The following is a 14,620-nucleotide window of genomic DNA, read 5'->3' on the forward strand; positions in this document are numbered from 1 at the left end:
AAAACTAAGTTTTTCTTCGTTTGACAGAAATTTGATTAATATGCTTTTTTCAACAACATTTTTGCCAAGGATTTCGCGGTTTTGGCATATCCTTCACCAATTCTACTTTCATTGCTATAATTATTTCCCCATTGATCACCCGGAGCATTTTCGCTGGAAATTTCAAGTAAAACATTCGATTTATTGGCTGTTTCAACAAATTTTAAATTGGTGGTAACTTTTGCTGGCTGCTTCATTATTCCTGCATCCCATCCTGGATAAATCCATACCGTTTCAACTATTAAAGTATATTTTGCCGTTTTTAAATCTTCTTGATAATTAACCTCTTTATCATCTTTCAACAAAACAACATTTATTAATTCTAGAAATTTAGGATTCCATATCATTTCTTTACTTGGATTCCATTTCTTTTTCCATATATCTCCAACCCCTTTTTTGTCATCATTTAATTCCTTTGTCCTGTCTTCAACATATTGAGCTTCCGTTTTTTTCTCTTTCATCAAAGTCATTTTGCTATAGTCAAATTCGACATTAATCTCTTTTTGATCTTTAAGAAACCCAAAATCACCTTTGACAACATTCAAGTCTTGAGACATCATTGTGCAAGAAACAAACAATCCTGCAAGCATCATTAATTTTTTCATTTTTTAAATTTTCAATTTAGTTATTATATTTATAAATTAAGTTAGAAAGCTTCTGCAAAAGCAAAATAGACTCCAGAAATACCATCGGGTCCAAATCCATAATCTATTCTCAAATTGGTGTTGTGCTCTGTATCAACTCGAATTCTCAAACCTGCACCATAATTCAGTTTCCAGCCGTTAAGCGACAAATCCTTGTAATTACTGGCTACGCGCCCAGTTCCAACCCAACCGGTAACTCCAAAAATATTCCAGATGGGGGCACGATATTCTATTTGGGAATCCACAAGCACGTTATCTCTGTAGGCTCCTTTATAATAACCCCTCATTTGGGCATCACTTCCCAACATCGAAAGCTCATAAAACGGAGTATCTCCCGTCGTGTTACTGGTGGTAGCCTGCAAAGCAATGATATGCTTTAGCCAAGGATTAAAATATTTTCGCATGTCGATTTCATACTTTGAATACTGATAGGTACTGCCCAGAAATTTTGGATGTGTCAATGCATAGCCTATCACATATCCGCCTTGTTGGGGATTGTATCGATTATCCCTGGTATCGTATGCAATCGCAAGACCCGAACCCACTGATGTTCCTCCTTTTACGCCTGTAATATTATCCGTTATCAGGAAACTGTCTGGTTCCGTTTTTATATTAAAATAGTGGGCAAAATTAATTGGGAAACCAACATAAAAATCTTTCTTTACCTGGAACATGTAGGTTGCAAAGAATTTTATCCTTTCCAACTGAATTTCTTCAATATCTTCTCTTTTGACATCGTTTCCAATTCCAAAAATATAATCAGGCTGCTTTTGATAATTGATGTAAGCCACTACAACCCGTTTATTCTCTTTGAAAATTAATTCGGTCGCAACAGAAGCATTAATTCTTCCATTGGAAGAAAAGGAAACCACCTCACTTAATTTTGAAGGTTTTGAAATCGTGTCTTTTTTGGATAAATTAAGCACATTAAATTTTGCCAATCCATAAATATTGCCTGCTTCAGGAGTATGTGTATAAATTGGCACCGGACACACTTTAAAAAAAGCCTCGGCTTTTTTATTGAAATTATCAAATTTCGAAAGACTATCTGATTTTGTCTCTACTTTCTTTTTTGTTATGGTGTCCGTTTGGGCAAAGACTACATTGGCCAAAAAAAATAAAAATAGAACTAGTATGTTTTTTTTAATCATTGTAGTATAGGATTATTGATTGAAATTTTTCGCTTACTAAATTTAACGAGTGTAAAGATACTTTTTAATATAATAAATAAAAATTTATGTACAAATTCATTTATCATTTTTGGAATTTAAATCTCAAAGCTTTTTTTAATAATTGTCTTAATCAAAAATATGCCATTTGAACAAGAAATCAATGCGTTTTATCAAACCAATAAATTTGTGTTTTATGCTAAAAGTTTGTTTCAAAAGAAACATAAAAGTCAAAGCCCTTTAAACTTTAAAGTTTAAAGGGTTTTGACTTTTTAGGATTAATCCGTTTTTATTTGCAATATCAATTACTCAAAAACTTGTTTTTTAAATCGTATTGATTTCATTTTTTTTAACGGCAAGTTCCTTTTGTATAACTACCATTTCTTCAATCCAAGGACTTTTTTTAGGATTTTTGACAACTACATTATAGAATTTTATTGCATTTTTAAAATCAGCCGTTCTTCTGTACATCTCGGCGATCAAGTAATTTATGGAGGCCAGTTCGTTTGGATTCTTGTATTCTTTATCGGCAACAGCTTTCATAAAATAGTGCCTGGCCTTGTTTTGCAACTCTTTTCGAATTTCCATTTTATTAGGCCTTATTTTCAAGATATACGAGCCAATCAAAAAACAATTACCAATTTTATCATTGCTTTCTTTTTGAAATTCTTTTAGTTCGCCTGCTATTTGGCATTCCTTGACATCGTCAATGGCAATACTGTTATACTTGGACAGGAATCCCTTTATTTCGCTTTTTTCTTTATCATTGTACACTACTTTAAAATCAGCCAGGAATCCCGAAAAATGGCATTTGGGACAACTTTTAATTTGTACTTCGTAATAATCGTCTATGTCCACTTTTAGCTGAAAGTCAGTAAAAATTCCAAAAGCTGCTGAAGGTCCATAAACACAAAATTTCACTTCCGTATTGTCAATTGGACACTTGGCCAATTGCGGGAGACAATCATGGGCAAAAAGCAATTTAGTTGTCAAGAAAAACACTAATAGCAATATTGTTTTTTTCATATATGTAATTTTATATTTTTTAGTGGTCATATATGGTATCGCCTTTTCTTATCTGTGTTTGTTTGCAACAAACTCATTGTTAGTGGCGATTTCATCTTTTATTTTACTTATTGAAATTATAGGTTTGTTATAAATTACAAAACTATCCATGAACTTTTATCATGTCCACAGATAGTATTTATTGTAATATCAGGTTACAGATTTAGCGCTAATCCCTATTATTCTTTTGCTATTCTTTCGCTAAACGACAATCCTTCTTTAGAGATTTTGACAACATAAATTCCAGCAGCATAATTTTGAATATCCACTTTAACGTGTTCGTCTTTTGTTTGTATTGTTTTTAATTTTATGCCTAAAACATTGTAGATTTCAACAGTTGCTCCTAAAAGCTCATTTGGCAAATCGATTGTAAAACTATTTTTTACTGGATTCGGGAAAATGCTTATTTCACTGTCTTTGGTAACTGAATTTGTTGACAAAGCAGTTGACACTTTTAATATTCCACTGCTTTTCAACAATGAAATGTCCCAACTTAAGCCTGCCCCTGGAGTTGCAGGATTAATGGCGGCAAAATTCCCCGTGATTGTGGTCGCATTAAAGATTTTAAAGGAATTGCCCACTGCAAAATTAACTCCACTTCGATTGACTACATTAAGAGTTCCGTTTAACGTTAATACATTAGCTCCCGTCGATAAAAGATCCGAAGTATTTGTGTCGGCATACACATCAGCTTCATAAGTACTTCCTGCCTGCATCGTTACGGCTTTGTTTACCGTAAGTGTTCCCAATAAAGGATATCCTGGAGCCAAAGTTCCTCCGCTGGCAACACTGATCGTGTTGGACAAAATCCCCTTTCCAGATAATGTTCCTCCAGTATTGATGGTAAGGGCTCCTGTACCGGCACCGCTTCCTGTTGTATTGTTTACAACCAGTTTTCCTCCATTTACATTGGTAACGCCTGTATAAGTATTGGCATTTGTCAATATCAAAGATCCCGTACCCACTTTGGTAAGCAAATTACTGGAAATCACTCCATCATATTGTGAATCAATATTTTTAGCTCCAATTTCCCAATTGGCACTAGATAGTTTTGAAGTAGCAATACCATTTAGCGCTCCAAATTTAATTGTTCTTGACGAGGTTAAAGAATAAGCATTCGGTATAGTGCCATCCAAACCGTTTCCTGTAAAATTTACTGTTGCATTGGCATAACCGAATGTATTATTTAATCTAAAATCTCCATTGATGTTAAGTACACCCGTAAAAGCCGACCAGTCGCCTCTAAACTCAGTTCGAATAAATGGCATCGTCACATTTAAGGTACCTGCCCCCGTCAATTTACCATTTAACGTACAACGTCCATCAGTTATAAATGTTCCTGTTTTTCCGGCAGGTACTTCAATATTCCAAAAAGGAGCATCATAAGCCTGTCTATCCTCCATAATAAGAGAGCCGGATTCAATGGTTAATTTCCCTAATGTTCCTAGCCCGCTTGTATTCCCTAAAGCACCTCTCAATAATATTTTACCATCTTTTAAGGTCGTCGTTCCTGAATAGGAATTATTATTTAAAAAATACATTGCCCCTGGGCCATCTTTTACCAAATTCCCTGAACCCATAACATCTCCGGTAAAAATTGCATACTCAGTTGCAGAAGGAGTTGTAACCGTAGAAGTTCCCGTAATGGTCAATATCCTGTCGGTGGTACTGTTATGATTGATTTGCAATGTGGCATTATTGACAACGAGATTTCCTGCCGTATTGGCCGTGATTCCTAAGGACGAAAGTTCTCCTCCATTATTGATAGTGGCAACCGCCAAAGTCCCTCCATTTACTAATGTTTTACCTGTATAGGTGTTTTTCGTTAAGTCCAGGGTTACTTTATTGGTATTCGATTTTACTAAATCACCGGTACCGTCAATTGCTCCCGTTCCACCAATACTATAATCACTTGTTGCATCAAAACTTACTCCTAAAGTAGTGGCAATAACCGAAAGCTGAACTGCTTTGTTTTGTCCTGTCTCATCAAAAATCACCTCATCTTTTGGAGTAAAAGCTTCTTGAACGCCTGCCAAGTTGAAATTTTTTGTATTGGAATCCCATTTATTGTCAATCAACCCTTTCCATATGATCGTTCCCGGATTACGCAAAGCCAAAATTTTAAGTTTGATTTCGTTGTTTTCAATAATAATTTCATTAGGAATGCCATTTATGCCTACGACTACAAAATCGGTTGCAACCGCTGTAAGTGTTGCAGTGGATTTTATAAGTGAATAAATCCCTTCTTTTGCAACTCCATCCTTGAACGCGACGATAATGTTGTTTTTACCTGAAAAATTGATGTTGCCGTTTACAATTAAATCATCATTTACCTTTGTCGATCCCGGAACGATGTCGAAAGCGAAATTATTGTTTCCTAGAACTACTAGGTCTCCATTGATAACCAAAGAACCTATTGAATTTGCGTCAGTACCATTTCCTGGATTAATCCTGCCCCCGTTGATGTTAAACCCTTTTTCTAAAACGACTCCTCCTTTATAGGTTCCGATTCCTCCGATGGCTCCTTTGGGTTTTATCGTTACCCTGCTTTCCAAACTTCCGTTTACATTTAATGCCCCATCGGAAACCAGTGTTGTCCCGGTATAATCATAATTACCGTTGAATGTAATGGAACCGGACAATGATTTTACAAAATCCATCGCTCCCGTAAGTTTTCCTGTCCCAGAGAAAACATAATCCTTGCCTTCAGCATTCATTGCCCAAATCTTGGCAGGCGAAAAATCACCGGTTAGATTTATTGGATTGCTGTTATTTCCTCTAGCATCGAACATTACGCTATTGGAATCGACAAACAAAGCGCTTCCTGAATTCGTTGCCCAGTTTGAGGTTGTTTTGTCCCATACGGAAGTGGTGGTTCCCGTCCAATATTTATCCGCTTTTTGAATAGGCGAAATGGGAGGTTCCTGCATGCCGTCTCCAATATAAAAATCGGTTAAATGGCCTTGATAATAGCCTCTGACATGGATACTGTTTAAATAAGCCGGGTTTTGGGACAGCGTATATATCCTTTCATTGGTAGTAATTGGAGTGGTATAAATTCTCAATTCCTTCTGGTCTGAAGATGCGTAAACCACCTCTTCTCGCCAATCTCCTAAAATGTCTCCGACAAAACTAGGGGTATTGGGGCCCACATTAGGATTTACACCAAAAAAACTACTATTCCCATCTATTTGAATTCTTGATTCGGAATCTCCCAGATAATTCCATTTGGTCATTCTCGCATAGTCCAAATTCTCCGTCAATAGATCTCCATCCCAAAAAATTCTAAAATTAGGATACGAAGAAGGCATATTTACAACAGAGGTAGGGGCTCCAGATATATTATACAAATGATCTGTAAACGTATGAAACTCGAAACCAGAAAAACGCGGGTCAAAATCCCCAACATTCCCTCTTGCCATATCTCGATTGGCCGGGTCTTTTTGAGTCAACAAAAGGGCTCCTGTTTTGGCATCGGCATAATACCACATAATCCCAGATTTACTATACCCCTGTTGAATTCCATATTGCTCCAAACCGGGTCTATTGGGATCCATGTCTCCAATAAAAAAACGATCCCCATGATAGATGTCCTTATCTGCTAATGTATAAAGCAAAGTACCATTATCATCAATAACAAAACCCTGCGGACATATTTCATCTTTCCCGTCACCATCCACATCAATAATTCGTATTTGATGTCCTGTTGGAAGAGATTTACCCTGTTGATCTGAAATAAACTGCCATTTTTGAACCAGTGTGCCGTTTTTCCAATCCCAGGCAGTGGTCATGTCATTAAAATTTGTGTCTCCTGTCCTATTCTTTGCTTCCCAAACCACACTTGGGTGAATACCGTCCAGATAGGCAATCCCAAAATGCCCATTCATGGGTCCTTCTACCAAATAGGGATTATTATATTGGGTTCGTGAAATCTCTGCTCCGGTCATTCCATTCAAAACAGATATAAATTGAACATTATTATTGGATGGATAATTTAAAACTGTTCCATCTCCAAATTTCACTCCGTTGGCAGTTCTAATAATCACCTCCGCTTTACCATCCTCGTTGATATCATACACTTCGATATTATCTCCGTGACCGCAATCCAATGTGGAAGAACCTGGCTCATTATTATAGGTATCAAGACTGTTGGGACCACAATCCAATTGCCATAAAAAAGTTCCGTCTTGTAAATAAGCTTCCGCTAATATTGATCCTCCTCCACTTGGCGGGAATTTGACCAAAACAAAATCATAATCACCATCAGCATCTAAATCTCCTACTCTCACATAGTTCGTAGTATATCCCGCCGGAACTTGATTTATGGGTATGCTCATATAAGATCGCCATGGAGTATTGGCAGGCATTACAAAAGACCTGCTGGCTGCTTGCTCCACACCGTTTACCACGGCTTTTACAAAATATTCATTGGATACCGCAATATTCAATGTTGCATCCGTAAAATTGGTGGCGGCAGTAAGCACCGCTGTATTTAATTTCACGGCCGTTGTTCCGCCTGCGGAACGATAAAGGTTAAATCCCGTATTGAAAGGTTCCGTCGCAAATAAACGCCAGGAAACAAATGCCTTGGCAGTACCCGTACGAATTGCAACAACTCCCCTGTCCAGATCCTGGACTATACGCTGCGCATCCATCGTTATAGGAATAAAAGCTAGACAAATAATACAAAACAATTTCAAAGTAAAATTTTTCATAATCTATTAACTTATTAGTTTAGTTAGTTGGCTGACAAAACTATACTTTAAACCAAAATCGCTAGTTATCAAAACAAGCCAAAACATATCATTCATTGCCATTCCCCATAAATTCTGGACTATTTGATATTTTCATTGGTTTTAAATTCCACAGTAAGTAATTTTATAACTGTTTTTATTCGTTTACAATAATTATAATTTTTACTTGATTAAGCCTTAAAAAAACAATGTAACAGTTATTTTTAAGGATAAATTTAAACTGAAGCAAATGACTCTTTAAAGAATCTTTATTGAATTATCGCGACACAACCATTCACTGGAAACAGTAAAAATTGGTTTATTTATATTTAAAAAAATAAATTCAATTAGCGATAAATAAATATTTATCTTTGGCTTTTACCATTTTCAATGGTATAATTTCTTCCTTTAAAGAGCTATAGTTTCACAATATATCATTCGCATTTTTATCCCCACAAATTAAACCTCCATGAGAATAACCCCAATTTCGCATATCAAGTTGTGCTTGTTATTTATCTTGTTGGGTATGGGTCTCCTCTATCCACATCCCATGCCTAAATCCTATTTGCAACTTCAAATCAAGGAATCCTATATTGTTGGTACACTGAAAGCTCCTTTAGCTGATTATGAGAAGGCGCTCAAACAAAAATCAATTAAAGACATCAATACTTTGTCCTCTTATTTTTTGGACCATATTGTTGCCCAAAACAACAATGAAATATGGAAAACCAAAATTGACACCATTTACACAGGGACTCAAATTGCATCCGATACAGGAAAATACGATGAAGTCACCCTACTTTTTAAACTGTACCCGGCAAACATAAAAAACCTCAGGAATTTTGACTTGCAACTCGACGTGATCACTCGCGAAGTATTCAACGAATCCATCATGGTTTTCCTCACCGAAGATTGGGAAAACGGACAATTAACAGATGACCCGCCCGTATATCTTGGCACAACATCTTATAATTTACCTCTCGGAAAAACAGATGCCTTACCAATCAAACTAGAAAAAGGCACTTCTTTTATTGGCTTCAAAAGTATGTACGTATTAGGCATTGACCACATCATTTATGGTCTGGATCACATGTTGTTTATTATCATATTATTATTGATTGCGCCCTTAAGAAACATCGACAAAAAATGGTCTTTATTTCAAGGCACAAAATACACCTTGAAACGTTTTTTAAGCATCAGCATACTCTTCACTTTAGGGCATTCCATTTCGTTGTTTTTAGGTGCATTCAACTTAATTCAATTCAGAATAGAATACATAGAAATCCTGATCTCTTTGACTATTGTAGCTTCGGCCCTACACGCTTTAAAACCAGTTTTCCCATACAAGGAATCCCTAATTGGGTTTGGGTTCGGAATTATCCATGGCTTGGCTTTTTCCGAAAGTATTTCTGGCTTGGAACTTTCCCCTTTCAACAAGGTAATAAGCATGTTGGGATTCAATTTAGGGATTGAAACCATACAACTTGTCATAATGGCCGTTGTGTTTCCAATTTTGCTTATCAGTAAATTCAAAGAATTTCATGCCGTGAGGATTGTATTTTCCATAGCCACGATTGTTGTTTCCCTATTTTGGTTTTATGAAAGAGTGGTCGTTTTAATGTAATTCCCAGTCAGAAAGAAACCACATTACTTTATTAAAAACAGGTAATGTGGTTAAAAATAGTTGTTAATTTTCCATTTTTAAAATAATTAATCTGTTTGTAACTATTTGTTTTTAATTTTATTCTTGTGTTCATTATAAATTTCTCATCTCAATTACCCGAAAGTTGTTTTCTTTCAAGTACTGCAGAATTTCCTTCAAAAAATCAATTGAAGTAGAGTAATCCGGATGAAGTATGTCCGGCACTCCATGAAAAGTCAAGACCAAGACATCATCTCCTTTTAGATCTTGCAACGCTTTCATGGTGCGCGTTTTGTATTTATCGGAAGAGATTACGGTATAACTTGGAATGGCCAGTTTTAAATCTTCATTTACTTTATAATATTTGGCATCGCCAGCTCTTGCAAACTGATACCCCATTTCCTTTAAAACCCTTTGGGATATGCTATCGTTACGATTCCCCGGATAGGCAAGCGATATTGGTTTTGGAATTCCAAATTCTTTGCATTTCTCCTCAATGTAACTTACTTCTTTTTTGATATCATCAGGACTCAACTTGGTCAAGTTTTTATGATGTCCCGTATGGTTTCCTATTTCAAAACCTTTTTTATGCAATTCACGAATCTGGTTCCAATTCATGAATTCTTTTTCTTCTCCTGGATTTTTAATCGGAAATTCGCAAACAAAGAAGGTTGCGTTATAACCATATTTAGACAATAAAGGAGCCACATTATTATAATGTGAAATCTCGGCGTCGTCAAAAGTGAGCACCACGGTAGGTTTCTTGGATTCCTTGGAAGATTTTTGTTCCATTTTTTTCATGGCAGCTGCATACCTTTTGCCGAGTTCTCGGGCAGAAGAAGCGTCAAAATGCAAATGATCCCCTCTATCAGTCAAATCCTTTGCAGAAACCACGGCCGCATTTTCTACTTCGGCAGGCAGTTTATTGATGATGGCATTGATGTAATTCTCTTTATTAAAATACCCTATTTCACCCGCCACAAATGGAAGGCTGGGTGCATTTAAGTCTCTTCTCAAATTAGTAACCAAGGTTTTTAATTTTTCTAAATACGCTTCCGCTCTTTTGGGATCGTTGTCGGACTCTCCCTGATGCCAAAGAATTCCTTTCAAAACGCCTTTTTGCATGGCTATTTTTGCCCGTTGAATCGCCTCATCATACGGGAAATTTTCAAAATACTTGGCTCCCGGTTGCCATACTTTTATTGGAGAGCCTCCCCACGCACAAGGGATAAGCCCTATTTGGGTATTTTTTTTATCCTTAAGCATCGCTTGGGCAAAACTTATGGCTGGTCCAACTCCAGCAACGGGTTTATCAAAATGTACTGGATCCTTGGCTGGAACCCAATTATTCGTTTTGTCCAACATTAAAACAGCATCGGATGTAATCTGGCTTTGTGTATCAACAGTGCCACGACCTGCCATATTGGACTGGCCAATGAGCAAATACACTTCCATGGGCTTGCTTGGATTGACTGTTTGTCCATAAGCATTAAAACCAAGGCAACACACTAAACACGCTGTTATTTTAAATACAATTTTCAATTTTAGGTTCATTTTAAAAAATGTTTTGGCAGCATTATTTTAGGCTGCTGTTTACTATCTTTTTTAGAAAATTAAAAAGTAAAATCCCGCCAAAAATAACGGGATTTAGAGATAAGTCATTATTCTTTTTTTGCTGCTGCTTTAAGCGTCTTTTGAAGTTCTACTTGTTCCGGTGTCAAAATCGCGTTCATTTTTTTTCCGATTTCCCTGATTTTTGCTCTATCGGCATCTTTGTTGTCTGGATTTGCCTTAATGTCATCATACAGCACTTTTTGTTCTTCCAATAAAGGCAACATCAATTTTTGTTGTTCTGCAGTCAACGTCAATTCCGTTGTCATTTTATCTACTTTTTTCAACGACCAAGCTGATGCTTCTTGCGCAAATCCGCTCAATCCCAAAGCCAATAAGGCCACGATAAATATTTTTTTCATTTGTTTTGTTTTAATTTTAATTGTTAATAAAGTTTTTTAAATTAAATGCTATTCCATACACTGAAATTGTAGTGTATTGAATAGCATTTTAAATTTCCAATATTAAAAAAACACTAAATTTCTATTGAATTATTTTTTTAGTCACGACAGCACCATCGGTAGTCGTTACTTTCACCACATACACTCCGTTTGAGTTATTCAAAGGAATGCTGGTTTCTTTTGATTCAATGCTGCTTTTACTGGCAACTAAACGACCATTTAAATCATATACTTTCACTTCGGACAAAGCTGCATTTCCTGACTGGATGTTGATGTTTTGGTTTTGTGCGTAAACCACGATGGCATTCGCATCAAGCGCAACATCATTAACACCAAGTGGTGTTACGTTTGCAACAATTGTTGTTTTGGTACCATCATACGCAACCGAAATCGTTCTTAATGTTGTTGCTTTTATTGCTCCAGCAGTAACAAGTGCATCTATAGCACTCTTTTGGTCTCCTGCCAATACTATACTACCTGCATCAATATTAAACACGGCAGTTTTTGCACCAGCAAATTCTGAGATTGTTAGATTTCCAGCAATATTCATTGTTCCTCCAGTTAGATTAACAGTAACAAGACCAGCCACTGTGCTATTTCCTATTGCCAATGGTCCTGCAACATCTAGTGAACCACCAGTAATTTTTATTACAGCCACATCCGCAGTAGTAGAGGAGTTAGTTATGGTGGTAGTACCTGTCGTATTAAGCAACTTGAATGATCCAGCAGAAATATTTATTTTTCCAGCACCTATATTTAAATCTACTGGATTATACTCCAATGACCCTCCGTCAACATTAATAGTACCATTCGAAACCGTAGTAGAACCTGTGGTAGAAATAGTAAGTCCTCCAGATATTTGTGCAAGTCCACCAGTATTAACAGTTAAAACCCCTCTTCTTGAACTTGTGGTTCCAATGGTTAAACTAGACCCTAAGTCCATAATAAACTTTCCTCCATCTTTGATAAATAAATTATGAGTACCTGAATTATTCTGCGATCCTATTCTCCATACTCCTGTTCCGTTTAAAATACCTCCAGTTGCAACATTTACAACAGCTGAAGCACCAGAAGCAACACCAATATAAAGTTTTTGCAGTTTAAAAGTACCGGCATTAACATTCAATGTTCCATCTACACTACTATTAGTACTATGATTAGTTGTAAGACTAGCATTTATTGTAAAATTCGATCCAATACCCATATTTAAAATTCCAAAACTGGCTGCAGACAAAGGTGTATTAAGCACCGGATTATTATTGGGTGCAACGACTGCTCCAATAGAATAAGTATTACTAAGAGAAAAATCCGGCGCAGTACTCCAGTTCAATGGCTCTGTAAATTCAACAGATGTTCCACCCGCCCAAGTCTGTGCAAAAGAGGCCTGTGCAGTCAAAAGTGTCAAAGCTGTAAAAGCAGCCATTCTAAAAGGCATCTTACGGGCAAGTGACTTTGAGAAATTAAAAAGTAATTGTTTTTTCATAATAAATAATTTAATGGTTAATAATTTTAGATGTTGATAATTTAATCGTTAATAATTCTTGATATCAAAAATAACTTTAACCTCTTTTTTCCCATTATCATATCCTGCCAATGCATGTCAAAATAAGACATGGATTTTAAATACTTAAAAATCAAATATTTATAAATTATTTTTTGACAACTATTTTGATTTCATCGAAACCATCAAAACAGATAGTTATTTATTTCAAGAAAAAGAATCCCAATGGAGGACTGAATTACCCTACATCCAATCAATTGTTTTATTATTCAAAGGCATGGAATTATTTTCCTGCAAGGATTTTTTTGGATTCTGTAGTAAGTATCAAAAAAAATACCCACAAGATTTAAAAAAATCTAGTGGGTAAACCATTTTAAGATACAGCCATTCAGTATGGTAAATTTTTAATTACCGTCTGGTTTAGCAATTTGAAATCTGTTGCTCATAGGAACTGTCCAGTCACTTGGTTTGCTAGGATTTTTAGGATTATACGCAGGAACGGCAGGTTTTATGTTTTTAGCTATGTCCAAACCCAAATCCCTGATGCCTTGCACCACGCATTTGGCCACTTCATTGGCACCAAAACTACCAAAGTGCGTATTGTCTGCCAAGGCTTTTGTTTGTCCGGGAAAGGTATTTGCAGGATACTGTACGAATGCCTTTTTTGAAAGTTCATCGCCCCAGCTTTCATACATAAATGTGGTCATATTGGTAACATCTATCAAAGGTACTTGCAACTCTTGAGCCACTTTTCGCATTGCGTCGGGAAACTCGCCGTGTGTAGGATTTAAAGTTCCGTCAGCATTAAAATGACGTCTTTGTGTTGGTGTGATCAATACCGGAATTCCGCCTTTAGTTCTGGCTCTGGTAACATATTCCTTCAGCAAAGTGGTATACTGCCCCCAAGCTCCCTTTCCTTCTCCTTTTGCTTTTTCGTCATTGTGGCCAAACTCGATAAAAAGATAATCACCCGCTTGCATCAAGTACAAGATTTTCTCCAATCGATTTCCCGATTTAAAAGAACTTAATGCCAAACCTGAACAAGCATAATTGGCAACTACCACGTCAGTAGTCAAATAACCCGGGAAAAACTGTCCCCAAGATCCCCAAGGTTCGTTGTCTTGATCCGTAACAGTGGAATCCCCTGCTATAAAGAGGGTTTTAATTTTTGAAACAGGAGTGATTTTGATGCTTTGAACAATTGATGTTCCCAAAAAACCCAAAGTCAATTTATCGTCCCAATTCAAACCACTAATTTCACCAGGCTTAAGACGAACACTATTATTTGTGTCAAATTTTGCGGTTCTCACATTGACTATAAAACGTTCTGATTTAGTTTCTTTCTCGGCTGTTTTAATTTCTCTCAACATCAATCTTCGGGATTCCGCATTTACGGTTGTGATTCCACTGCTATTCCCTCCCAAGACGACTTCAACAGTATAATTCCCTTCTGGAAGTTTTACCGAAAAATAGAACGGACTCTTTGCCGATATTGATTTTTTGTCAAACACCACATCTTTATCGGATTGTAAATCAAATCCGTAACCAAGGTTGTCCGTATATACTATTGCCTTATTTAGGACTATTCCGGATTTGGCGTTTGCTTTTTCCCCGAAATAAAATTCTTGGGTTGCTGCTTTCATTTGAGCTGCTGTATTGAAAAATAAGCCGAGGCTTAAAAAAGAAAAAAAGAGTTTTTTTGTGTATTTCATTGTGCTTTTTTTTTATTAAATTACTAAAAAACAAATTGGAGTTTAAGAATTGAGTAATGCCCACAATTTAATTTTTTAATCAATAATTCAATAATTTAAAAAA

The 14,620-nt window shown here is 36.3% G+C and carries 9 protein-coding genes; 1 reads left to right on the forward strand and 8 read right to left on the reverse strand.

What is annotated here, in order from left to right; translation table 11 throughout:
- Nucleotides 1-35: 35 nt before the first annotated feature.
- The 4 genes from BUC16_RS14495 to BUC16_RS14510 form a co-directional block, all read right to left on the reverse strand.
- Nucleotides 36-644 (reverse strand): hypothetical protein, encoded by a 609-nt coding sequence (locus BUC16_RS14495; RefSeq protein ID WP_073371524.1) that lies wholly within the window; start codon nt 642-644, stop codon nt 36-38.
- A 41-nt stretch (nt 645-685) separates the two neighbouring features.
- Nucleotides 686-1,834 (reverse strand): BamA/TamA family outer membrane protein, encoded by a 1,149-nt coding sequence (locus tag BUC16_RS14500; protein WP_073371525.1) that lies wholly within the window; start codon nt 1,832-1,834, stop codon nt 686-688.
- A gap of 342 nt (nt 1,835-2,176) precedes the next feature.
- On the reverse strand, nt 2,177-2,878 hold the full coding sequence (locus BUC16_RS14505; RefSeq protein WP_170860879.1) for a DUF2225 domain-containing protein: 702 nt from the start codon (nt 2,876-2,878) through the stop codon (nt 2,177-2,179).
- A 218-nt stretch (nt 2,879-3,096) separates the two neighbouring features.
- Nucleotides 3,097-7,632, reverse strand: a complete 4,536-nt coding sequence (locus BUC16_RS14510) for a rhamnogalacturonan lyase family protein (protein WP_073371527.1) — start codon at nt 7,630-7,632, stop codon at nt 3,097-3,099.
- 487 nt (nt 7,633-8,119) lie between these two features.
- On the opposite strand from BUC16_RS14510, the gene BUC16_RS14515 reads away from it, so the two are divergent.
- Nucleotides 8,120-9,274: a HupE/UreJ family protein gene (locus BUC16_RS14515; RefSeq protein WP_084546264.1), complete on the forward strand. Its 1,155-nt coding sequence runs from the start codon at nt 8,120-8,122 to the stop codon at nt 9,272-9,274.
- Nucleotides 9,275-9,406: 132 nt separating this feature from the next.
- Here the strand turns inward: BUC16_RS14515 and BUC16_RS14520 are convergent, their stop codons facing one another.
- The 4 genes from BUC16_RS14520 to BUC16_RS14540 all read right to left on the reverse strand — a co-directional run bounded on the left by BUC16_RS14520 (nt 9,407) and on the right by BUC16_RS14540 (nt 14,517).
- Nucleotides 9,407-10,846 carry a sialate O-acetylesterase gene (locus BUC16_RS14520; protein WP_073371529.1) on the reverse strand — a complete coding sequence of 480 codons (1,440 nt, stop codon included), beginning with the start codon at nt 10,844-10,846 and terminating at the stop codon, nt 9,407-9,409.
- A 107-nt stretch (nt 10,847-10,953) separates the two neighbouring features.
- The gene (locus tag BUC16_RS14525; RefSeq protein ID WP_073371530.1) at nt 10,954-11,265 is read right to left on the reverse strand and encodes a hypothetical protein; all 312 of its coding nucleotides are present in this window, start codon (nt 11,263-11,265) and stop codon (nt 10,954-10,956) included.
- Nucleotides 11,266-11,386: 121 nt separating this feature from the next.
- Nucleotides 11,387-12,727 carry a DUF8694 domain-containing protein gene (locus BUC16_RS14530; protein WP_170860880.1) on the reverse strand — a complete coding sequence of 447 codons (1,341 nt, stop codon included), beginning with the start codon at nt 12,725-12,727 and terminating at the stop codon, nt 11,387-11,389.
- 482 nt (nt 12,728-13,209) lie between these two features.
- Nucleotides 13,210-14,517, reverse strand: coding sequence for a rhamnogalacturonan acetylesterase (locus BUC16_RS14540; RefSeq protein WP_073371533.1), 1,308 nt, complete (start codon nt 14,515-14,517; stop codon nt 13,210-13,212).
- Between the last annotated feature and the right edge of the window lie 103 nt (nt 14,518-14,620).

Source organism: Flavobacterium fluvii (assembly GCF_900129545.1).
Lineage (GTDB): Bacteria > Bacteroidota > Bacteroidia > Flavobacteriales > Flavobacteriaceae > Flavobacterium > Flavobacterium fluvii.